General features: G+C 47.6%; 19 protein-coding genes and 1 pseudogene. 10 read left to right on the forward strand and 10 right to left on the reverse strand.

From position 1 onward, the window contains the following. Positions 1-196 precede the first annotated feature (196 nt). From ACDJ58_RS28720 to cydC, 4 genes and pseudogenes are all read left to right on the forward strand, one after another. Positions 197-1,612, forward strand: a complete 1,416-nt coding sequence (locus tag ACDJ58_RS28720) for a cytochrome ubiquinol oxidase subunit I (protein WP_413374129.1) — start codon at positions 197-199, stop codon at positions 1,610-1,612. Further along, positions 1,596-2,613 (forward strand): annotated as a pseudogene (gene cydB, locus ACDJ58_RS28725) (cytochrome d ubiquinol oxidase subunit II). Before ACDJ58_RS28720 ends, cydB begins: the two are co-directional and overlap by 17 nt. Before the next feature lies 1 nt (position 2,614). Further along, positions 2,615-4,489, forward strand: a complete 1,875-nt coding sequence (gene cydD, locus ACDJ58_RS28730) for a thiol reductant ABC exporter subunit CydD (RefSeq protein WP_413374130.1) — start codon at positions 2,615-2,617, stop codon at positions 4,487-4,489. Position 4,490: 1 nt separating this feature from the next. Continuing rightward, positions 4,491-6,440 (forward strand): thiol reductant ABC exporter subunit CydC, encoded by a 1,950-nt coding sequence (gene cydC / locus ACDJ58_RS28735; protein ID WP_413374131.1) that lies wholly within the window; start codon positions 4,491-4,493, stop codon positions 6,438-6,440. A gap of 206 nt (positions 6,441-6,646) precedes the next feature. On the opposite strand, the gene ACDJ58_RS28740 is transcribed toward cydC, so the two are convergent. From ACDJ58_RS28740 to ACDJ58_RS28755, 4 genes are all read right to left on the reverse strand, one after another. Next, complete coding sequence (locus ACDJ58_RS28740) at positions 6,647-7,606, reverse strand: MraY family glycosyltransferase (protein WP_063567347.1); 960 nt, start codon at positions 7,604-7,606, stop codon at positions 6,647-6,649. A 104-nt stretch (positions 7,607-7,710) separates the two neighbouring features. Further along, positions 7,711-8,388, reverse strand: coding sequence for a hypothetical protein (locus tag ACDJ58_RS28745; RefSeq protein WP_413374132.1), 678 nt, complete (start codon positions 8,386-8,388; stop codon positions 7,711-7,713). A gap of 1 nt (position 8,389) precedes the next feature. Next, on the reverse strand, positions 8,390-9,259 hold the full coding sequence (locus tag ACDJ58_RS28750; RefSeq protein ID WP_413374133.1) for an ATP-binding cassette domain-containing protein: 870 nt from the start codon (positions 9,257-9,259) through the stop codon (positions 8,390-8,392). A gap of 7 nt (positions 9,260-9,266) precedes the next feature. Continuing rightward, on the reverse strand, positions 9,267-9,653 hold the full coding sequence (locus ACDJ58_RS28755) for a GntR family transcriptional regulator (protein ID WP_072733740.1): 387 nt from the start codon (positions 9,651-9,653) through the stop codon (positions 9,267-9,269). A gap of 248 nt (positions 9,654-9,901) precedes the next feature. Between ACDJ58_RS28755 and ACDJ58_RS28760 the strand changes: the two genes are divergently transcribed. Both ACDJ58_RS28760 and ACDJ58_RS28765 read left to right on the forward strand, forming a co-directional pair. Beyond that, a complete protein-coding gene (locus ACDJ58_RS28760; protein ID WP_413374134.1) occupies positions 9,902-10,606 on the forward strand; it encodes an ABC transporter ATP-binding protein in 705 nt (234 codons plus the stop codon). Then, entirely contained in the window at positions 10,606-12,930 is a 2,325-nt protein-coding gene (locus tag ACDJ58_RS28765) for an ABC transporter permease (RefSeq protein WP_413374135.1), read from the forward strand. The genes ACDJ58_RS28760 and ACDJ58_RS28765 overlap by 1 nt, the downstream gene beginning before the upstream one ends. 212 nt (positions 12,931-13,142) lie before the next feature. On the opposite strand, the gene ACDJ58_RS28770 is transcribed toward ACDJ58_RS28765, so the two are convergent. Beyond that, complete coding sequence (locus tag ACDJ58_RS28770; protein ID WP_413374136.1) at positions 13,143-13,958, reverse strand: hypothetical protein; 816 nt, start codon at positions 13,956-13,958, stop codon at positions 13,143-13,145. 63 nt (positions 13,959-14,021) lie between these two features. After that, positions 14,022-14,375, reverse strand: a complete 354-nt coding sequence (locus ACDJ58_RS28775) for an ArsR/SmtB family transcription factor (RefSeq protein ID WP_413374138.1) — start codon at positions 14,373-14,375, stop codon at positions 14,022-14,024. A 125-nt stretch (positions 14,376-14,500) separates the two neighbouring features. Between ACDJ58_RS28775 and ACDJ58_RS28780 the strand changes: the two genes are divergently transcribed. Then, entirely contained in the window at positions 14,501-14,875 is a 375-nt protein-coding gene (locus tag ACDJ58_RS28780) for a nuclear transport factor 2 family protein (protein WP_413374139.1), read from the forward strand. 329 nt (positions 14,876-15,204) lie between these two features. On the opposite strand, the gene gntK is transcribed toward ACDJ58_RS28780, so the two are convergent. The 4 genes from gntK to ACDJ58_RS28800 all read right to left on the reverse strand — a co-directional run bounded on the left by gntK (position 15,205) and on the right by ACDJ58_RS28800 (position 20,004). Further along, the gene (gene gntK / locus ACDJ58_RS28785; RefSeq protein ID WP_413374140.1) at positions 15,205-16,755 is read right to left on the reverse strand and encodes a gluconokinase; all 1,551 of its coding nucleotides are present in this window, start codon (positions 16,753-16,755) and stop codon (positions 15,205-15,207) included. 129 nt (positions 16,756-16,884) lie between these two features. Next, on the reverse strand, positions 16,885-17,712 hold the full coding sequence (locus ACDJ58_RS28790) for a carbohydrate ABC transporter permease (RefSeq protein ID WP_413374141.1): 828 nt from the start codon (positions 17,710-17,712) through the stop codon (positions 16,885-16,887). A 21-nt stretch (positions 17,713-17,733) separates the two neighbouring features. Then, positions 17,734-18,600: a carbohydrate ABC transporter permease gene (locus tag ACDJ58_RS28795; protein WP_090952660.1), complete on the reverse strand. Its 867-nt coding sequence runs from the start codon at positions 18,598-18,600 to the stop codon at positions 17,734-17,736. 129 nt (positions 18,601-18,729) lie between these two features. Further along, positions 18,730-20,004: an ABC transporter substrate-binding protein gene (locus ACDJ58_RS28800; RefSeq protein ID WP_413374142.1), complete on the reverse strand. Its 1,275-nt coding sequence runs from the start codon at positions 20,002-20,004 to the stop codon at positions 18,730-18,732. 322 nt (positions 20,005-20,326) lie between these two features. On the opposite strand from ACDJ58_RS28800, the gene ACDJ58_RS28805 reads away from it, so the two are divergent. The 3 genes from ACDJ58_RS28805 to glpK all read left to right on the forward strand — a co-directional run bounded on the left by ACDJ58_RS28805 (position 20,327) and on the right by glpK (position 23,436). After that, on the forward strand, positions 20,327-21,094 hold the full coding sequence (locus ACDJ58_RS28805; RefSeq protein ID WP_413374143.1) for a GTP cyclohydrolase II: 768 nt from the start codon (positions 20,327-20,329) through the stop codon (positions 21,092-21,094). A 252-nt stretch (positions 21,095-21,346) separates the two neighbouring features. Further along, a complete protein-coding gene (locus ACDJ58_RS28810; RefSeq protein WP_413374144.1) occupies positions 21,347-21,925 on the forward strand; it encodes a glycerol-3-phosphate responsive antiterminator in 579 nt (192 codons plus the stop codon). Between the two features lie 23 nt (positions 21,926-21,948). Then, on the forward strand, positions 21,949-23,436 hold the full coding sequence (glpK, locus tag ACDJ58_RS28815; RefSeq protein ID WP_413374145.1) for a glycerol kinase GlpK: 1,488 nt from the start codon (positions 21,949-21,951) through the stop codon (positions 23,434-23,436). Positions 23,437-23,769 lie beyond the last annotated feature (333 nt).

The following is a 23,769-nucleotide window of genomic DNA, read 5'->3' on the forward strand; positions in this document are numbered from 1 at the left end:
TTAATTTTTTCTATTATGTGACCATCGTCACTTTTTTTTGATGTCATGGCAGGGTTTGTGATAATTGTCACATGTATAAAATAGTCTATCTGGCACAATACGTTCATCAATACGTGTTTGGCTGACAGAAACTGAAGAAGGGGCTTCAATGCCAAATACGAAAACTGCGATGTGAACAGAAAGAAGGGGTAACGGTATGGATCCGATCATGTTATCGCGTATCCAATATGCGCTCACAACGATTTTCCATTTCTTTTTTGTGCCGCTGTCCATCGGTCTTGTGCTGCTGGTAGCCATTATGGAGACGTTGTACGTAGTGAAGGGTAAGGAAGTTTACAAAACGATGGCCAAATTTTGGGGCAAACTGTTCCTGATTAACTTCGCCGTCGGTGTAGTCACAGGCATTCTGCAAGAATTCCAGTTCGGCATGAACTGGTCGGAGTACTCCCGTTTTGTCGGGGATGTATTTGGTGCGCCACTGGCTGTGGAAGCCTTATTGGCGTTTTTTATGGAGTCTACCTTTATTGGACTCTGGATTTTCGGATGGGATCGTTTGTCTAAAAAGGTGCACCTAGCTTGTATTTGGCTGGTGTTTGTCGGCACATTCCTGTCTGCGCTCTGGATTCTGGCAGCCAATTCATTCATGCAGCATCCGGTTGGCTTCGAGATTAATAATGGCCGCGCAGAGATGAATGATTTCTTTGCACTGATTACGAATGGTCAACTGCTGGTAGAGTTCCCGCACACGATCTTTGGTGCCTTGATGACAGGCGCATTTGTGGTAACCGGGATTAGTGCTTACAAGTTGATGAAGAAGCAGGATGTGGAGATTTTCCGCAAATCGTTCAACATCGCGATCATTATTGGCCTGGTTTCCTCGTTGGGTGTTGCCTTCTCGGGTCACTTCCAGGCGCAATATCTGGTGGAGACGCAGCCAATGAAAATGGCGGCCAGTGAAGGAACATGGACGACGACGGAAGACCCTGCCCCATGGACGGTGGTGGCCTTTATCGATCCGGACAAACAGGAGAATTCCGGCGAGATCAAAATCCCTGGATTGCTCAGTTATCTGTCCTATAGCAAGTTCTCTGGCAGTGTCAAAGGCATGAAGGAACTGCAAGCAGAGTATGAGCAAACGTATGGACCAGGGGACTATATTCCACCGGTACGGACGACGTTCTGGAGCTTCCGCATCATGATTGCTGCGGGAGGATTGATGATTTTGCTAGCGATATACGGTACATTCCTGACGATGCGTCGCAAGTTGGAGGGTGCAGGCAAGTGGTTTATGCGTCTGATGGTGTTTGCCATTTCCCTTCCGTTTATCGCCAATACGTCTGGCTGGATTATGACTGAGGTGGGAAGGCAGCCGTGGACGGTATTTGGTTATATGACAACTGCAGCCGGGGTATCCCCGAACGTAAGCGCAGGCCAGATTTTGTTCTCCACCATTGCTTTTACAGCAGCTTATACGGTTCTCGGAATTGTGATGGTCTATCTGTTCGTTCGTGAAATTAAGGCAGGGCCATATGCAGTCGAAAAGCCGGAGGAGCATGATGAATCGGCCGATCCGTTCGGCGTGGATGGGGGTTATTCTGTTGTCACTAAGTGAGTTGTGGTTTTTGCTGATTGCCGTCTTGTTTGTTGGTTTTTTCTTTCTGGAAGGTTTTGATTTTGGTGTGGGTATGTCCACTGCAATGATTGGCAAAACGGATCGTGAACGTCGTACTCTGATCAACTCGATCGGTCCGTTCTGGGATGGCAATGAAGTCTGGCTGATTACGGCGGGGGGGTGCAATGTTTGCAGCCTTCCCGCACTGGTATGCCACGCTGTTTAGCGGTTTTTATCTGCCGCTGGTTGTGGTACTGCTGGCCTTGATCGGCCGCGGAGTTGCCTTTGAATTCCGTAGTAAGATGAGACATGAACGCTGGCGCAAAACATGGGACATCATCATTGTAGTCTCCAGTGCGTTACTGCCATTCCTGTTCGGGGTTGTTTTCGCTACCTTGATGAAAGGTCTGCCTATTGATGCGCAGATGCAGCTTCGTCCCGGTTTCCTGGACATCGTCAATCCATATACGGTGGTAGGTGGGTTGAGCGTGACATTGTTATGTCTGGTGCATGGTTTGCTGTTTGCTTCATTGCGGACCGTCGGAGATCTTAGAGAACGTGCCCTGAATATGGCCAAAAAACTGATGCTGCCGCTGGCCGCAATCCTCGCGGTCTACGCTGTGATGACATACTTCATGACCGATGTGTTCGCCGTACGCGGCTGGGCTCTCTGGATTATGGTTGTCTTGGGCGCTGCTTCATTGGGTCTGGCCGCTTACTTCGTGCGTCAGAAACGTGAAGCCTGGGCCTTCGGCATGACGGGAGCCGTGATTACAATCGCGTTTGCCTCTGTATTTATTGGTCTGTTCCCAAGGGTCATGGTGAGTTCAATGGGTTCGGCGTTTGACCTGACGGTCTACAATGCTTCATCCGGTGCATATTCGCTGAAAGTGATGACGATTGTGGCGTGTACGCTGCTTCCGTTTGTACTCGGCTATCAGATCTGGAGTTATTATATTTTCCGCAAACGTCTGAACGATCAGCATCACCTGGAGTACTGACATGGGACGGGGGCTGCTGAAGCTGCCGGGCATCCGGCCAGTACTTGCGCTGGCCTCAGCGCTAGTACTGTTACAGGCGATGACGATTATCATGCAAGCGAAATGGCTGGCACAGGCGATTACGGCTTTGTTTCAAGGTTCACCCGTAACGGAGCAGTACTCGGTGCTGCTGTTGTTCCTGGCCGCTTTTGTCGCCCGCTATGCCCTGTCATTCTGGTTGCAGCTCATCGCTTCGCGGTACGCGGAGAAGACAGGAAACGATCTGCGTAGACAGATGGTGGAGCAGTGGTTCCGGCTGGGGCCGCGTTTTGCCAAAACGGAAGGAACAGGGCACCTAGTAACCTTGGCACGCGAAGGAACAGCCCAGTATAAGACGTATCTTGAACTGTTTATTCCCCGAATGCTGGGGATGGGGTTCACGCCAATCGTTATTCTGTTCTATGTCTTCAAGCTGGATATGATGTCCGGGGTTATTTTGACGCTGACGCTGCCGATCCTGATTGTGTTTATGATTTTGGTGGGGGTGGCTGCACAACGCAAGATCGATGGACAGTTCAAGTCGTACAAAGCGCTGGCCAACCATTTCGTAGATACGCTCCGTGGACTGGAAACACTCAAAACACTGGGACAAAGCGTTAAGCATGGAGAAACAATCGTTCGGGTCAGTCAGCGATATCGCAAGGCTACGATGTCTACGCTGCGTATGGCTTTTCTGTCCTCCTTCGCACTCGATTTCTTCACCATGCTGTCGGTGGCTTCGGTGGCGGTTGGATTGGGGCTGCGCCTGACGGAAGGACATATGCTGCTTGGACCAGCGCTGACCGTACTCATTCTCGCACCGGAATACTTCCTGCCTGTACGAATGGTAGGCGCAGATTACCACGCTACACTGGACGGCAAAGAGGCCGGGGAAGCGATCAGCCAGATGATTGAACGAGGGAAAATGGCCGAACGTAAGCAAAAGGAAGCATACACAAGTGCTGTTCTGCATGGGGTGTCAGAAAAGAACGGAGAATCCTCCTCGCCTGAGCCTTCTTCTGGCCCAAGTGATGTGAATCCATCCACCATACGGGTGGTGTTACGTGAGGTAAATGCCCAAAGTGACGTGGCTGCTTTCTTATTGAAACCCTCTTGGGAGGCGACGAGCAGACTGGCGCTCACTAACGTACAGGTACGGCATCAGGAAGACGGGCCATGTTCGCTGAATGATGCGACGTTTCAGGTTTCTGGTCTTGGCAAAGTAGGGATTATCGGAGCGAGCGGAGCAGGGAAATCGACCCTGATTGATGTGCTGGCGGGTTTCCAGCAGCTTACTTCAGGTCAGATTTTATATAACGGCCAGCCCTTATCTCCAGAGATGATGGAAGATTGGAGAAAACAAACGGCGGCGATTCCGCAGCATCCAACTATTTTCAGTGGCAGCTTAGCGGATAATGTTCGGTTCTATATGCCTGAAGCTTCGGATGCGGAGGTGGCTGACGCCATTCACGCAGCAGGTCTGCATAAGCTTACCTCCTCCTTGCCGAATGGGTTGCAGGAGCCGATCGGGGCTGGGGGAAGGCAGCTCAGTGGGGGACAGGAGCAACGGGTAGCTTTGGCGAGAGCTCTGCTTAGTGCGCGCCCGATCCTACTGCTGGATGAGCCGACTGCGCATCTGGATGTGGAGACCGAGTATGAACTGAAACAGACGATGTTAACGCTGTTTGAGGGTAAGATGGTGTTTTTGGCAACACATCGACTGCATTGGATGCCCCATATGGATCGCATTATCGTGATGGAGGGCGGCACGGTTGCAGAGACAGGAACACATGAGGAATTGTTGGCCCGACAAGGCGTATATTACCAGATGATTCAGGCCCAGATGGAGGCGGTGTAAGATGAAAGCCGGATATGAGCAGACAGAAACAGCCCGGAGCGGGAGCAAAAAGAATAGCTGGATCACTCCGTACGTGGCACAGTACCGCTGGAGACTCGTGGCAGTCATTGCGCTGGGGATATGCGCTACATTATGTGCTGTGCTGCTGCTCTTCACCTCCGGGTTTCTGATCTCCAAGTCGGCGCTCCGTCCTGAAAATATTTTGATGGTATATGTACCTATCGTGGGTGTTCGTGCATTTGGGATTTTCCGTGCCGTATTCCGGTATGTCGAACGTCTGGCCGGACATGATGCGGTTTTGCGTATACTGGCGGATCAGCGCGTGAAGCTGTATCAAATTTTGGAGCCGCAGGCATTGTTCCTGCGCTCTCGTATGCAGACGGGAGACGTACTTGGTGCCCTCGCAGAGGACGTAGAACGACTGCAGGATATTTACCTGCGTACGGTATTTCCAGCGGTTACCGCGCTCATGATGTACGGTGGAGCTGTTGTGGTCTTTGGCAGCGTTGATCTGGGGTTTGCACTGTGGATGGGGTTGTATATGCTGTTTCTGGTTGCCGTGCTGCCTGCCATCTCCCTCCGCGTGACGTGGAAGTTGCGGGTGCGACTAAAGCGGGAGAACGCCAAGTTGTACACTCGTCTGACAGATGGTGTGCTTGGCCTCGGGGATTGGATAGCGAGTGGACGAGCTGAAGAATTTGTACGTCGGCAGGAAGTGACTGAAGGACAGGCGGATATGATTCGACTCCGCTTGCGGCAATGGACGCGCTGGCGTGATCTGATTGCCCAATGTGTGATCGGACTAATGGTGGTATCCGTGACCTTATGGGCGGGAAGTGCGGCTTCTGCCGGACAGCTGCCTGCAGTCATGATTGCTGCATTTGTGCTGGTGTTGTTTCCACTCACGGAAGCACTGCTGCCCGTAGGAGATGCGGTAGAGCATATCCCGCAGTATCGTGAATCGCTGGAACGATTGCAGCACTTGGAAGGTGAAGAGCATCAGCCAGAACAGTCTGGAACCGAAGAAGCGAAAGCATCAGCCGGAGCCAAAAAGGATATGACCACAGGTATATCAGGCAGCAATCCCGTAGAAGGACAACATCTGGGTTCTCTGGAGCGTAAGGAAAAAGCTTCGGACCGACGTATCCGCCTACGCATTCCGCCCAGGCTGCGAGCCGACATTCAGATCGATCAGGTGAGTTATCGTTATACGTCAGGTGCTCCATTGGCTGTGCAGGAGGTGTCTCTTCATCTTCCGCAGGGCAAACGCTTGGCTATTCTCGGTCGCAGCGGCGGCGGTAAATCAACCCTCCTGAAGCTCATTCAGGGAGCGTTACTCCCATCCGCCGGGAACGTATTCATCAATGATCTTCCGGTACAAACGATGGGCGAAAATATAACGGATGTCATTGCAGTGCTGAACCAAAGTCCACATCTATTTGATACAACAGTAGCTAACAATTTGCGTATCGGCCGTCCTTATGCAACAGACGAAGAAATCCAGCGAGTGGCTGCGCAAGTAGGTTTATCCGATCTCATTGAATCTTTGCCGCAGGGTTATCATACCCCGATGCTGGAGACAGGACTTCGTTTCTCTGGTGGAGAAAGACAGCGGATTGCACTGGCTCGGGTACTTCTTCGCGAAACGCCTGTCGTTATTTTCGATGAACCGACTGTAGGACTTGATCCTGTAACGGAGCGAGCGCTCATGCGGACGATTCTGGACAGCATGCAAGGTAAAACAATGATCTGGGTCACCCATCACCTGATGGGAGCGGAACGGATGGATGAACTTATTTTTATGGAAAATGGACAGATCACCATGCAGGGTTCTCACGAACAATTGCTAGCCCGGGAAGAGCGTTATCGCCGTCTCGTTGAACTTGATCGACCGGGTTGGGCAGATGGGCAGCAACCTGCGGTCACGCTACCACCTGTAGCCTCAAGATAAGAGCGAATATAAGGTGCAGGTGCAGATGCAGGCAGGGCAGGGATCGGATAGAGTATGGCGCGTTGACAGAAGTTTGTGCACGAATCGGTAGTTACTCTATTAAAAGGATAATTCACTTCGTCAGTGAAATAGCAAAGAGACGAGCCACAGGATCAGTGGGCTCGTCTCTTTTTTTACACCTTTTGTTGAAACGTTTGTTACTAATATTACATCTCTACCAGCATCAAAATAATGGAAGAGAGGCATAGACAGGTACTGATGAGATACAGGACGCCAACCACCTGTTTGTGATTCAGGCCAGCGCGCAGCAAGCGATAATGGGCTTGACTTGCATCTGCCTGATAGATGGCTTTGCCTTGAATGAAACGTTTGATGACCACAAAAATGTTGTCGAAGATCGGCACACCGAGTGCCAAAATCGGAATGAAGATAGACAGCATGGTCGCTTGTTTGAAAGCACCATCCAGGGCGATTACCGCCAGGATGAAGCCGAGAAACGTAGCTCCTGCATCGCCCATGAACACCTTGGCGGGGGCTTTGTTATATTTCAGATAACCCAGGGTGACCCCGACCAGCGTAATGGCCATAAGGGCAGAATCGGTTTGGCCTTTGGTCATTGCCACGATAAACAGTGTAATGGCTGAGATGGCGGACAAACCGCCTGCCAGTCCGTCCATGCCGTCCGTGAAGTTAATGACTGTTGTCACACCGAAGATCCACAGGATCGTCAGAATAAATTGCAGCCAGATCGGAAGCATAATGTATTCGGAATTGAAGGGATTCACGAACCCGGTGAACGCAATGCCGGAAGCAAATACGAGCACTGCGGCAGAGATCTGTACGAGCATCTTGGGCAGGGCAGGGAAGTCTTTGCCTTTGGTTTTGTACCAGTCATCAACTGTACCAATCGTTAACAGAAGCATTCCGCCGGCGACCAGGGCCGCCGTTTCCCATGAAATTTCTTTCGTAAGAACAATGTATGTCAGGAAGAATCCAGTAAATATCGCGTAACTCGCCGTCAGTGGAATGGGCTGCCTGTGCAGCTTACGCTCCACATCTTCTCGGGGCTTGTCCACAAAATCGAGCCGATGTGCCAGTCGACCAAGCGGCGGAATAAGCAGAACCACGACAGCAAAAGACAGCATAAAAGCCAGTATGTATACCATAAATTCGCTTGATTCACTCCTATCTACCAATTTCCCCCTATTATACGAGCTAAACAGGAAATCTGTCGATGTCATTATTGTAACCTAAGCTTCCACCCAGATAGTCAGTGTGTTCTTCCCTTGGTGAAAAACCAACCACCGGCCACGAAAACGAAGAAAAGCACAAGATTAAATCCGACACCCTTGAGTAGTGAGTCGTTGAATAACAATGCTTCAAAAAAAGAAACAACATGAGCGCGTAGCGCAGGAATCGCTGTTCCGGTTGGAATCGCCACAATGAATAGCACCCACAGCAGCCAACCGACAAGGTGGTGGTAGCCGGAGATCAGCATGCTTAGGAGCGCCATCGTCATCAAATAAAAAACGGTTTGATAGAGAAAAGAACCTGCCACTCCAAATTCATTCCAATGAAACGCATCAATAAGATTTACGGTATTTTTGTGGAGTACATTTACTTCAAGCATAGGCCACAAAGAATTGAATAAAGCGATGACCATTGCCCACACGGCATAAACGAATTGAAGCCCGAAAAAATATTGCTTTCGGCTTGCGCCTAAATGTACGATGCGGTTGTAATAGCTAAGCGGAAGTGCGATTGCGATAATGAGCAAAATAAGCAGCAGCAGGTTGCCATCCGCGAGTCCTGTGTTTTGACTGCTGTCTATAAAGAGGCCAACAATGAATTCCGCCAACTTGCCAAGGAGGATTAAAATAATGACCATCCATATATAAATCCTCAATTGCAGATAGGTCGCCTTTAAATGAACGGTCAATGAACCCAATTCAACGACCTCCTTCGATCAAATACGAAAAAAACTTCTGAAGCGTCAAATTTTCGATAGTTATGTCTAGTTTGCGGGCCTGCAGCCTGTCCTCATCGTTAAATTTTTCGTAAATGGCGGCAAGCTTCCCGTGGCCATAGGATTCTGTATGTAATACTCGCTTTCCTTTTGTAAATGAAGCTACAGCATCTGAATTTCCACGAATCAAATAAGCTGCCATCCGTATCCGATTCATCTCGTCATGAAGCAGGAGGGAGCCCTCATCAATGATATAAATTCTCTCTGCGATTGGGGCGATTTCATCAATCAAATGCGTAGAAAGTAAAATCGTACGGGGATGATTGGCGTAATCCTCCAAAAGCTCCTTGTAAAACCTTTCCCGCATCAATACATCAAGTCCAAGCACTGGTTCGTCGAATAATGTCAACGACGATCGGCTAGACAGACCGATGATGTTTCCTACGAGTGATTCTGTGCCTCTTGAGAGCTGTTTGATTTTTTTGTTGGGATCAAGCTCAAACGTTTGAAGAAGTTTATGAGCAAACGTCCAGTCCCAATTGGGATGGAAATTTGCAGCGAACTGCAAAATCTCAATCAATCGAGCTCCTCCAAATAGCTTGTTATTCTCCCGTACGAAACAGCAATCTTCTGGAAGTACTCCTTTACCCAGCTTTTTACCTCTTACCTCAATGGTGCCGTCGTTCGCGAAGAGTCCACCTGCTATGATGTTTAGCAAGGTTGTTTTGCCTGCGCCGTTTCGTCCGAGCAAGCCATAAATAACGTTTTCCTCGAGCTGTATATCCAGATCCCGTAATGCATAGGTTCGACCATATTTCTTATTCAATTTGTCGCAACTCACCAAGATGCTCACAATGAATTCATTCCTTCCTTAATTGTTTAATCATCTCAATGATATCCTCGGTTGCCAGTTCAAGTTTGTCAGCTTCACAAATGAGATTGGACAACAATTCCTTATAAAAACGATTTCTTCGCTTATTCTTAATCTTTTGTTTGGCATCAGACGAGACATACATGCCAAGCCCTCTTTTTTTATACAATATTTCTTCATTTACGAGCAGGCCAATTCCCTTCACAACAGTCGCTGGATTGATTTGAAAGAGCTGAGAAAACTGAGCAACGGAAAGAATTTGCTCGTCCTCTCGGTAAGTTCCGTTGAGAATATCGTCCTCAATGATATCTGCAACTTGTTGAAAAATTGGTTGCTTTTCGTCGAAAGTGACGTTCATTACCTCACCACTCAGCATTGTAGTTTGTTACACATCTAGCAGGAAAACATAACTTATATGCGAAAATTTGTCAATAAACAATGATTCTGAAGGGTAAGTGATGATTTTTTTACACAGAGTCCAGTTATTGACAATTGATTACGATGGAATTATAGTATGCTACATGAGTGACATACTCATACACTAACATACCTACATAAATAAAAATATACTTGCCAAAGGGAGCTCCAGAAGTATGACAAATAGATAACGGGGAGAGAGAATTTATGAAAACATTAATCGAATTTAAAAACGTAACGAAAGAATACAAAATTGGCGAAGTGCCGATCAAGGCGCTGAACGGCGTTGACTTTTCCATCAACGAGGGCGAATTCGTCGTTGTTCTAGGTGCAAGCGGAGCAGGCAAGAGCACGATTCTGAATATACTTGGTGGCATGGATACGGCTACCTCGGGTAAAGTGACTGTTGGCGATAAGGATATTACTAACTTCAACGAGAAGAAGCTTACGGAATATCGCGCTGAGAAGGTAGGATTTGTCTTTCAATTCTATAACTTAATCCCCAATTTGAATGCTTTAGAAAATGTTGAATTTGCGACTGAAGTATGTAAAAACCATTTGGATGCCAAAGAGATATTAAATCAAGTCGGCTTAAAGAATCGGATAAAAAACTTCCCGTCCCAGCTCTCCGGAGGAGAACAGCAGCGAGTTGCTATAGCACGAGCCGTTGCAAAGAACCCTTTGCTATTGCTATGCGATGAGCCGACTGGTGCATTAGATTACGTGACTGGTAAGTCCGTTTTGAAACTACTTCAGGATTTGAACACGGAAACGAAAAAGTGTGTTGTGCTGGTAACGCATAACTCCGCAATTGTGCCCATGGCGGATAAAATCATTCGAGTAAAAAGTGGGAGAATCGAAAGCGTAACAGTTAATGAGCATAAACAAAGCGTTGAAGGGATTGAGTGGTGATGAAATTACTAAAAAAATTGTTAAGGGATATCAAGCAATCAATCGGTCAATTTCTGGCCTTTGTATTGGTTATCACCATAGGGGCTTTTTTCTACACCGGGTTGGTTACGTTAAGTGATAACCTTAGCTCTTATTCGAAGGATTACTTTCAAACACATAATTTAAGTGACTTAAACGTTTACTATGACCAAGTATCCAAGCAGGATATGTCGAAGTTGAGTGGAATCGAAGGGATAAAGAAGGTTGAGGGACGGTATACCTTTGATGCGACGCAATCATTTGGTGATACAAAAGCGGCTTTAAAAATCCACTCCATCCCCGCAGTCAATAACATTAATACGCCTACGATAGTTGAAGGCAAGATTCCATCCAGCATGGATGAAATCTTGCTGGATTCCCATTACGCTAGGGAACATCAGTACAGTGTTGGAGATCAAATGAATTTAATCGTTAATAACGCGAATGTGGCATTTACCATTAGTGGTTTGGGGGAGAATGTGGAGTATGCCAAAAAAAATGAAACCCAAGATCATAAAACTTTTGGATTCGCATATGTGGCTGAAGCGGGAATTCCTCGAATCGCCGGTAACCTTTATTATAATGAGGTTTTGTTCGATGCGGAAGAAGGGTACAATTTAGAGCGATTAGGCCGAAACGTTGAAGCGCATTCCCAAAATTTTTCTTATGTAAGCCAAATAAGTAAAGACCGAACATTCAGTTACTCGCAGCTCCAACAAACAGTCTATAACAATAAATTGATGAGTAAGGTTATTCCTCTAGTTCTCTTTATAATCGAAGCGATCATTCTCTTCCTCACCATGTCTCGAATCATCGATTCGCAAAGGAACCAGGTAGGAATTATGAAGGCTTTAGGAGTGAAGAACAGCAGCATCATGCTCCATTACATGGGGTTTCCGGTGCTTGTGGGGATCATAGGTTCCATTCTTGGTTGCATCGTTTCGGCAGTCATATTTGTTCCGATGATTGAGACGTCGAATGCTAGATCCTATTCGCTGCCGGGCATTACCTTCTCCCTATCGCCATTCTCGGTCATTACGCCTATCCTGTTCTCTAGCGCATTCGGCATGCTGGCTTGTTACTTGAGCGGCATAGGTATTCTGCGAGAAAACGCAGCACAGGCGATGAGGCCTAAACCGCCGAGGAAGATGAAAAAACTGCTTATTGAACGGCTTCCGAAAATGTGGGGACGTATTTCCTATAGCAATAAACTTATTTTGAGAAACATCTTTCTTAATAAGCAAAAGGCGATAGCGAGCTCCGTTGGCGTTGTGGTGAGCACGGTGTTGTTGATAACTGCGTTCGGTACTCAAACGTCCTTACAAAGGGTCGCGGACCAGATCGAAGAGGTGAATACCTATGATCTGAAGGTCGAATACACGAAAGGCGCAGAGCTAGAAAAGGTGGAGTTACCCACCGGGATTAAAAGCAGCTATGTTCAATCGACCTTTCCTGTGGAGTTTACCAAGGGCGATGAACATGAGAATGCCACGTTGACCGTTACCGAGAAGGACAATACTCTTATCCAATTTTTCGACGAGAAAGACAATCCGATGACACTTATGGACAATGGCGTGCTGATACCCAAATCGTATGCAAATCAATATAAAGTTACGATAGGGGACACGATTCAAATTCGATTTACCGATCCGTCGTTTGAAAATAAAACGGTCGATATGAAGGTTGCACAAATATCCAATCAGTATTCCAATCCATCTTTCTTTTGTTCGATAGCGTATCTGAATAGTTTTGACATCGACTATAAGCCAACATCGATTCTAGTAAAAGCCAACAATGCCGCAGAGCTTCCTAACGTTCGACAGTTTTTTGAACAAGATAACCAGGTAGATACAATCGCGGATAAAGATGATTTGAAAAAATCTGCACAATTTATTATGAAGCAGAATAGTTTTATCTTCATCATGTTTATCATTAGTGCCGTCATTCTTTCGTTTGGTGCCATCTACACGATATCCTCCATCAACATTTATGAAAGGAATCGAGAGCTGGCTACTCTTAAGGTATTAGGTTATCAAAAAAATAAAATAAATCGACTTATCTTCTCTGAGAATATGATACTCACCACCTTTGCGGTCATTATAGCTATGCCGATCAGCGTATACATGTATTCGATTATTATTGAGGCATTGTCGAGTACCCATCAACAAATTCCAGATCAAATAAATATTTTTGTTATGCTGGTATCAATCATGATTGCATTTTTACTTACCACGCTCTCTAACTTGATGCTTCAGAGAAAGGTCTCCCGAATTAATATGATTGAATCGTTAAAAAGTCTAGAATAAATCGGGCAAACGGGGTGTGTACTGCGTGAATTGATTCCACACTTAGTATGTCGTCCTTTAAATATGTCTTGATGCCTATCGGAAAATTAACGGTCAATTTTCGGTAAAACACTGCAAGCCTTCGAGCTGTAGTGTTTTTTACTATATCCACCTAAGTATTTGTTTGTCATTCATATAACCAGGTTTAAGCAGACCTAGGGCTGGTTAAGGGCTTAAAGTTTCTGGGGCAGATAGGAGCCAAAGAGGGAAATCGCCGCATCTGCGCTATAACCGTCATCGCCCTGCCAGGTTGCGGTAAAGTGGAAGTCGCTGTACCCGCCTCTGCTTTTCCGTGGCGTATCCTGCGGAACAAGCAGACCGGATGCACCCCAGATTTCGAGGATGGCGTCGCGTTCCTGTTTGCTCGAAGGAAATAAGCCTTTCCAGCGTTTCTCCAACCCGCGTGCGCTGTCATGAGGCTCGCAGGTTTGCGCTGCTTCAAGCATGCTCACAAGTATAGCGATGTCTGCGTCAGTCACTTCATAGATGGCTTCCTTGCTAGCCAGCAGTAGATCCAGATCCATCAGGCAGTATAACAGGTTGTTGTGGCAGACTCCGCCCCATTTCACCCGTTCAAAGTTCAATACATTCAGATCCACGTCCGTGTACGTCTTGTCCGATTGCAGGCGCAGGAAGTTACAATCCCCGCAGGAGCTGGTGTTGGCATGCAGTGCTCGGCGTTCCTCATAGGTATGCAAAGGCAGCTGCGATGTTAAAGCCCAGCTGGAAAGGGCGCTGCGAAGGTACAATTTTTTGGTAGATAAACTGTGTAAAAATGCCGATACTACCCGTCGCTTGATGGAGTCGTCCTGATGAACTTCACGCAAACGTGTGACGATCTCATCATGGCTAATGGTCAGTCGATCGAACATGACCCCTCTGCTTTTGGCATATTCAAAGTCATCCCCCGAGAAGGGAGCAGATATTGTTTTCCAGCCGCCGCTTCCCCAGAAGGTGCCTAGAAGAATTTTTGCCGCTTTTTTATCCAAGAAATCAACCACCTTTATACAATCGATAAGATGATGTATCGCATGATTCAAGCTTAGTTTTCCTTAATGTACATATTCCTCGCCTGTATTCAGAATCAGTTCAACAAGACCGGGAAAGCGGGAGTTCAAGTCTTCCTTTCGCAGAGAATAAAAGTGCTGTTTACCTTCAATGCGAGGCCGGATAAGGCCTGCTTCACGCAAGATTTTGATGTGATGAGACAACGTTGATTTGGAAATATGGTTTACTTCGAAGGCGGAACAGTTTTTCTCGCCAGAGCTGGCCAGACAGTGTGCAATTTTCATCCGTACCGGATCACCGAGTGCGTTGCAGACCTTGGTCAGATTCAATTCCGAAGCCATAGGTATCGTTGGAGTTTTCATATCTATGACGGTAGCATATTCGACAATCTCTTTCAATGTTTGATTTTTTTCGAACTGAGGGTTGTTCTGGAGATATAAAGTGTGGTACATTTCTTCTCAGTTAGTTTGAAATTTTTCGAACTGAAATCCAAATCGACTTATCAACCTCAGGAGGAATACCCATGACTACCTTGTTAAACAACTATTTCCGTTTATTTGACGCTTCCCGTACAGACGAACGCGCGATGCAAGATTTGTTGTCCCTGTTTACACCGGATGCAGAAATTGTGCTTAATGGCACCAGAAGAATAGGATTTGATGGTTTTATGAAGGCTTTTTATGAATACAATAGCGATGTGAAACACATGTGGGACCAATGGAAGCTTCAGCCGGACGGCAGCTATCAAACGAACTGGGCGGTATGTGGACAAGCTGCGGACGGAACGGTATATGCCAAGACAGGCATTGATATCGCTCGTGTGAATGAGACGGGACAGATTGTATATTTGGAAAATGTGCAGGCAGATAAAGATGCATTCAGCAAATATAATGGATGATTGCAATAAATAGGATACAGATGAACATCCAGATTGAATCAGAAAAGAGAGCTATCGATCATTTACTATTCGATTAATTGCTCTCTTTTTGCCGTACATCGAATCAGTTAGCGTTGGATGCCTACATGTTCTTGGTGGTTCTTCTTATGAGATACTTCGTTATCTATCTTCCTTATCATGTCACCGTTGCTGATGGTGTGATGGGCAATGCACCTATGGTATTTGGGGTATTTGTGCAAAAAAAGTACATAAAGAGGGGCCATCCCATATGTCATAGACATAGTGGGATGACCCTCTTTAACGTGCAGTGATTCGTTGGCGTAGCTAACTCACTTCTGCATCGTTTTATTCTGAAAAGCAGCGATATTGGCATATTCCTCTTCAAATTTGCGGGAGATGCGGATGAAGATCGGCAGCAGTTCGCGATAGACGCGAACGCTATCCGGGTCTGGCTGATGCCGATGGGTCGATCCAATCATGCCGGAGACGGAGCTGAGGGAATCGATGCGGCCAAGAGCATAAAGCCCTAATACAGCTGCCCCAAGGCAGGAGCTCTCGATACTTTCGGGAATGATGACATCCTGGTCGAAAATATCAGCCATCATCTGGCGCCACAGCTCAGAGCGGGCAAAGCCGCCTGTCGCCTGAATCTTTTTGGGACGTCCGATTTTCTCTTCAATCGCCAGCATGACGGTGTACAGGTTAAACAAGACACCTTCGAGAGCAGCGCGAATCATATGCTCCTTCTTATGATGCAGCGTCAGACCGAAGAATGAACCGCGTGCATTCGGATTCCAGAGTGGGGCCCGCTCACCCGTCATGTACGGATGGAACAGCAGGCCTTCCGAGCCCGGTGGTACATTTTCGGCGACACGGGTCAATACTTCATACGGATCAATTCCGAGTCGTTTCGCTGTCTCTACCTCAGATGCAGCAAACTCATCCCGAATCCAACGGAATATAACCCCGCCATTGTTGACCGGACCGCCAATCACCCACGCATCCGCAGTGAGCGCATAACAGAAGAAGCGCCCTTTCGGATCGGTGACCGGCTTGTCCACGACGGTACGAATCGCTCCGCTGGTCCCGATGGTAACCGCCACGACGCCTGGATCGATTGCGTTTACGCCCAGATTGGAGAGCACGCCGTCACTTGCCCCGATGACAAATGGCGTCGTATCCGTAATTCCCATCTCCTTGGCATACTCAGGATTCAAGCCTTTCTTGAGTACATGAGTCGTCGGCACAAGGCGGGACAGATGATCCGGAGTGATGCCTGCGACATGTAGAGCTTCCTCGTCCCAGTCGAGCTTTTCGAGATTCATCATTCCCGTAGCAGAGGCCATGGAGTGGTCAATTACATACTCGGAGAACAATTTATAAAATACGTATTCTTTCATTGAAATAAATTTGTGCGTCTGTTTGAACAGTTCAGGTTGATCTCTGGTTAGCCACATGATTTTGGTCAGAGGTGACATCGGATGGATCGGCGTACCTGTTCTCAAATAGATTTCGTGACCGTTCATTTCGGTTTTGAGTGCTTCCGTCCACTCGGCACTGCGATTGTCTGCCCAAGTCATCGCCCGCATCAGTGGTTTGCCGTGTTCATCAACAGGTAGAATGCTGTGCATGGCAGAACTGAACGATACAAACAAGATTTCATCCGGTTTGATGCCGGCTTTAGAGGTCGCTTGTTTAACCGATTCTACTACGGCTTTGAAAATATCTTCTGCATCCTGCTCTGCAATCGCAGGAGTAGGAGTATACAGCGGGTAATCGGCACCGCCTTGAGCCACGATGGTTCCGTTCTCTTCAAAAAGGACGGCCTTGGTGGAGGTGGTGCCGATATCTACGCCGATCATATAGGGTGAAGAAGCCATTTTGTCATCCCTCTTTCTTGAATATATAAGTTAAATGAATGCTGTCTATTCATCCAACTTATATGGCATCTGGTATTTATCTATAGATAAGAATATCAGACTTGAGGGATGGATCAAAATGCGCTATCCCTAATCCTTTACCGCCCCTGCGGCAATATCGGAGATAAACTGGCGGCTGATGAACAGGAACATCACGATCAGCGGAATAACAGCCAGCAATGTACCCGCGATAACCATCGCGTAATCCGTATTGTACAGTCCATTTAATTGAGACAGCGCAATCTGCAGCGTATACTTTCGCGCATCCGTCAGGACGATCAGGGGCCAGAGATAATCATTCCATACGCCAATAAACGTGAACGCGCCGAGGAAAGCAAACGCAGGCCGCAGAATGGGCAACGCTACGTTCCAATAGAGCCGGAAAAAATTACAGCCATCGATTCGCCCGGCATCCAGCAGGTCATTCGGTATGGACTCCGTGGCATATTGACGAATCCAGAAGATGCCGAAGGCATTCACCATGCCCGGAATAATGAGGGCTTTGAAGGAACCAACCCATCCGAACGTCGCCATTAGCACGAAGGAAGGGACCAGCGACAGCTGGGAAGGCACCATCATGGTGGCGAGCAGCAGGACGAAGAGCCATTTTTTACCCGGAAATTCAAACTTCGCAAACGCAAATCCTGCCAATGAGTCAAAAAACAGCACCAGTACCGTCACCAAGCCCGACACAAACAACGTATTCATGAATGCGCCCCAGAAGTCAATCTGCTGAAGCACCCGACTGACATTATTCCATAGCTCGCCCCCAAACCAGAGCTGAGGTGGGAACTTATAAATGTCGGACGTCGTCCGGGTAGACATTACAATCAGCCAATAGAATGGGAACATGGAAATGAGCATGCCCCCGATAAGACCGGTATACAACACCAGCGATTTGAGAGATTTGGACGTCATGAGCGCTCCCCCCTTGTCACATCAGGATGACTTGCCTTGAACGAGCTTCCAGTTCACAATCGAGAACAGGGCGATAATGAGGAACATGCCCCAACCAACCGCAGCACCGTAGCCAAAATAGTTGTTAATGAATGACTCGCGGTAAAGGTACAATACAATGGTCATCCCTGCCGCACCTGCGCCGCCATCGTTACCTACGAGAATTTGTGGCTCGGTGAATAGCTGCATGCCGCCGATCGTTGATGTGATCACAGTGAACAGAATGACGGGACGCAGCATCGGAATCGTAATTCGGAAAAAAGACTGTATCCCGGATGCACCGTCAATCTTGGCAGCCTCGTACAATGTCTGCGGGATGCTCTGAAGTCCGGCCAGATAGATGACTGCGTTGTATCCTGTCCAGCGCCAGACCACCATAGAGGAGATCGCCACTTTGATGCCCCATGGTGCGTTCAGCCATTCCACAACTGGAAGTCCGACGGACTGTAGCAGATAGTTGAGAAACCCGTAGTTGTTGGCAAACAGGGCACCGAAGATAATGGCGACGGCCACGATGGACGTCACGTTCGGCAGGAAATATCCCACGCGAAACAGCGTACGGAACTTCACAAAAGGTGCATGCAGCAGAAACGCAATGATCAGGGCAAAGAACAACATCGGGATAGTGGCGTAAATCCAGATCATGAACGTATTGCCCACCGCTTGCCAGAATTCAGCATCGGTCAGCATATATTTAAAGTTGTTTAGTCCGTTATAGGTCATCACGCCAATGCCATCCCATTTGTGGAAGGCCAGATATAAGGAAAAACCGATCGGAAACAGTCCAAACACGGCAAACAGAATGTAAAACGGGGAGATCGCCACATAGAGGGCACGATGTTCCCACATCCGGGACAAGAGTGATTTCTGCCGATCCAAATCAGGACTTACCTTTCCGGGATCCGGAGTGAGGCGAGGTTCGGTTACAGCCATATGAATTCCTCCTTTGCTGATTGCCATCTCATAAGAGTGTCTGAATTAACGCTGTAACTCCCGCTCAACTCGTTGAACCGTATCGGGCCAGACCTGCTCGGGGTTGGCATTTTGCTTCGCTATATCATTCAGCCGCCGAGTAATGATGTTGTGCACCGAAGGGTATCGTTCGCCAAAGAAGGCTTCTGGCACATGCCGTGCCGATTCGGCAAATACAGGCCCTGTTGCCTGTCCGCCAAAGAAGGGCTCTTCTTCTTTCATCGCCGGTGTATCAAACACACCAGGTGCCGAAGGAAACAGGTTCAACGTCTTGTACTGTTCAAGCTGATTTTCCGGGCTTTGCAGCCACTGGATGACTTCGAATGCTTCTTTAGGGTGTTTGCTTGACTTCAAAATGGACAGGAATGATCCACCGTTATTGCCGTCTCCACCAGGAGCGCGAGTGACTCGCCACTTGCCAGATGTATCCGGCGCAGCTTCCTGCAGTACCTGCTTCATCCAGACCGCCCCCACAAAGGAAGCAATCTCACCATTATTCATCGCTGCGTTCCAGCCCGGGGTCCATCCGTCTGCATTAGCGAGCAGCCCTTTTTGCTTGAAGGATACGGCGGTATCCCAGCTCTGCTTAACGAGCGGAGAATCCATGCCGATAAACGAGCCGTCAGGACGGAAATACCGTTCGGTTCCTTGCGATAACACTTGATTGTAAACGGTTCCAATATTGTCGGTTAGAAATACCTTGCCTCCGAACTTTTCCTTGATCTTTTCTCCTGCAGCAGAATAGGCATCCCAGTTGTTGATCTGACGAGCCACTTCTTCAGGCTCGGAAGGCAATCCGGCCTCTTTAAATAGATCTGCACGGTAGAAGAGGGCTGTCGGTCCTGTATCCATAGGGAAACCGATCATTTGTCCATCCGGTGTAACGCCTTGCTTCCATTTCCAATCCAGATATTGGTTTTCGACGTCACCTGCGCCAAGATCATACAGATTATAGAAACGGTCCTCGCTGGGAAAGAGCTCCATGATCCAATCGTTCAATGCGACAATGTCGGGCTCACCTGAGCGCGCAGCGAGTGTCGTTTTGAGTTTTGCCTTGAAATCACCACCGATTTTCTGGGCGGTCAGTTCAATATTGGGGAACTTTTCCTTGGCCTTGGCAATCAGCTTATCATCGATGGAACGGTTCCAGTACCACAATGTAAGCGTTACCTTTTTGTTGCTCGATGAATCGTTCTGTCCCGGCCATATGGAGCATCCGCTCACCAGCATGACACAGACTAGCAGAATGGCTGTCCAGCATGTTCTTTTCCGGCGGATCATGTGATAACCCCCTCATCGTTAAGTTCGAGGCATGAAGTGCGATGGACTACAACATAAGTGTATGAGCAGTTTATAAACTCATACCCAATATTCCTGAAATGAAACACAAATTTGTGTCGGTTACGTATCATAAATTTATTAGTTACTTTAAAAACAAAAGTTACTTGACACAATATAATTTTTATTTTAAACTTGCTTACATAAAGTAACTAATGATGATGACAATAATATAGATACGTATGATATGCAATCCAGTGATCCATTTCCCGTCTGGATGCGAATCAATTCTTAACCAAGATGGCTTAACAGGAGGAAATTACTAATGATTAATTCACATATTATTCAACTGCTTGCCCCTAAAATTCAGACTTTTCCGAGTGGAAAAGAATTCATTCACCTCGTTGGGCCAATTAAACTTCCGGTGAATCTTGATGGAGAGACACATACCTTCCAGTGGTACAGCTGGATGAAATCGGAGAAAGCCATGGAAAGCCGCGAGCTGATTGAATCTCTCGCTACTGCCGAACTGGCTGAACGTCAGCAATCCAGCGTATTGGTGTACGGTGACTTTGCCGAAGCCCAGGAAGCACTGATTCGGATGCACAGCATCTGTCATACGGGCGACATCTTTGGAAGCAAACGTTGTGACTGTGGCTTCCAACTGGAGCAATCGATGAAGATGATTGCTGCCCATGGAGCAGGCGCACTCTTCTATCTGGCGAACCATGAGGGCCGTGGCATCGGTCTGTTCAGCAAAGCGATGGCATACCTGTTACAAGAGGAAGGTCTGGATACCGTAGACGCAAATCTGCAACTTGGGTTTACAGACGATGCTCGTAATTATGATGATGCCATCGCCGTATTGCGGGCACTTCGTACAGCTCCGGTTACATTGATCACCAACAATCCACGCAAGCTCGCTGCTTTGCAGGAAGCGGGACTAAATGTGGGTGGACGTGTGCCACTGTGGGGAGATCGTTCGTCCTTCAACGAAAAATATTTGCAGACCAAAGTGAGCCGTTCCGGTCACTTGGCAGAAAATGATGGATGGGCTGGCAAAGAGACCTTGCTTCCGCATGCCCAGGCCTAAAAGGTTGATCTCGATCGATCGTTCAATATGATTTTGCCATAAAGCCTGTCTGTCATACTGTTCAATAGACAGGACAGTTTAAGCTGTTTGTGTATGCTCCTTCTGGGGTATACATGAACAGCTTTTTTGAGTTTAGAGAATGGAACGGTCCAGTCTCAAGCCAAGAATTAATCTTACAGTCCTGACTTCGCTTGCCGTTCATACCATACGACTATACAATATAGGCATCTGATTTATGCGGGAGGAACGAAGGTGCCATTTGAGGGACAGTATGTGTTACCGGCTGCCAAGAGTATGAAGCAGTTCGAAGCAATGATTGAAGGCCCTTACACCTATGGGGTTATGCTGGATACGCATATTGCGCAGCTTCATAGTCTGCTGGAAGAAGCACGGCGACGTGGCAAGAAAATATTACTGCATGCCGATCTGGTGCAGGGGCTGAAGAACGATGAATATGCCGCAGAGTATTTATGCCAGCATATTCGTCCGGCAGGACTGATTTCGACGCGAGCCAGTGTAATTCAGAAGGCGAAACAGAAAGGGATTACAGCCATTCAGCGCGTTTTTCTGCTGGATACAAATGCACTGGAGAAAAGTTATCTTTTGCTGTCCAAGACCCAACCGGATTATATTGAAGTACTGCCCGGTGTTATCCCGCATATTATTGCAGAAGTATCCATACGGACAGGTATACCCATTATTGCAGGTGGGTTGATCCGCTCAACGGAAGAGGTTGAACTGGCGCTGGAAGCCGGAGCTACCGCAGTAACCACTTCCAACATGGACCTGATTCGGCACTACAAGAAATCGCATACAGAATATAAGCAGTAATCCCACAACAGGAGGTTGTCTGTATGGAAAAATATATATTGGCCCTAGATCAGGGGACGACGAGTTCCCGGGCTATTCTGTTTAATCGGAGCGGTGAGATTGTGCATATTGCACAGCAGGAATTTCCGCAGTACTTTCCCAAGCCGGGCTGGGTGGAGCAGAACGCCAATGAAATTTGGAGCTCCATTCTGGCAGTGATGGCATCGTGTCTGGCCGAAAGTGGAATCAAACCGGTCCAGATTGCCGGCATCGGCATTACGAACCAGCGGGAAACGGTTGTGGTATGGGACAAAGAAACGGGCCGGCCCATCTATAATGCAGTAGTCTGGCAATCCAGACAAACGGCTGGAATTTGTGATGAGTTGAAGGAGAAGGGACTAGGTGACCTTTTTCATCGCAAAACGGGCCTACTCATTGACCCTTACTTCTCGGGAACCAAGGTAAAGTGGATTCTGGATCATGTGCCTGGTGCGCGCGAGCGTGCAGAGAAGGGTGAACTCCTGTTTGGTACAATCGACAGCTGGCTGATCTGGAAACTGAGCGGTGGTACACATGTCACCGATGTATCCAATGCTTCCCGCACATTAATATACAACATTTATGATCTGCAATGGGATGAGGAATTGCTGCACATCCTTGATATTCCCAAAGCGATGCTGCCGGAAGTGCGCGGTTCATCCGAGGTGTACGCACATACGGTTGACTACCATTTCTTCGGTCATCGGATTCCGATTGCCGGAGCAGCAGGAGATCAGCAGTCGGCATTATTCGGTCAGGGCTGTTACACAAAGGGAAGCATGAAAAATACGTACGGCACCGGCTGTTTCATGCTCATGAATACCGGAGAACAACCCGTACAGTCTAACCACGGGCTGATTACAACCATTGCATGGGGCATTAATGGCAAGATCGAGTATGCATTGGAAGGCAGCATTTTTGTCGCAGGTTCGGCGGTACAGTGGTTGCGTGACGGCTTACGGATGCTTCGTTCCTCAAAAGACAGTGAGGACTATGCGGCACGTGTACCCTCTACAGACGGCGTTTATATGGTGCCTGCATTTGTGGGTCTTGGCAGCCCTTACTGGGACAGTGAAGTTAAGGGAGCGGTGTTTGGTTTGACGCGAGGAACGACCAAAGAACACTTTATCCGTGCAACCCTGGAAGCACTGGCGTATCAGACCAAGGATGTACTGGCGGCAATGGAATCCGATTCAGGTATTCCTGTGAATGCCTTGCGCGTGGATGGGGGAGCGGCAGCCAATGATTTTCTAATGCAATTCCAGAGTGATATTCTGAATATCCCTGTGGAGCGTCCCAATGTGAACGAAACGACGGCATTAGGTGCGGCTTATCTGGCAGGACTCGCAGTAGGGTATTGGAATAGCGCGGATGAATTGGCGAATCATGAGAATACGGAGCGTGTCTTCCATCCGGTTATGGCTGAAGAAGAGCGTACAGAACTGTATGCAGGGTGGCAACGTGCAGTGAAGGCAGCGATGGTTTTCAAATGAGTGGATTATATTTCAATTGGGCATTTGTACTTTTTCGTTAAAGTTCTACAATAAATGATATTTATTGGTGGAAAATGATGCATAACTTACAGGGGTTATTTTCCTGGAGAAGAGAAAATATATACCCACTATAAGGGAAAATAAATGATTAGTGGATCAGTTTGAAATTCCATCCTCAGGCAGAACAACTTTTTGAATTTTTTTTGAATAATGTGTCATTTCAGGCCTTCACGCCGCCTTAAATGTGTGATAGGATTAACTCACAAGTTAAAAAATGATGTCTGGAGATCGGGAGAGACCACGTACCGCTCAGCAATTGCTGAAGCGAATGAC

The sequence above is a fragment of the Paenibacillus taichungensis genome, assembly GCF_047302525.1.
GTDB lineage: Bacteria > Bacillota > Bacilli > Paenibacillales > Paenibacillaceae > Paenibacillus > Paenibacillus taichungensis_B.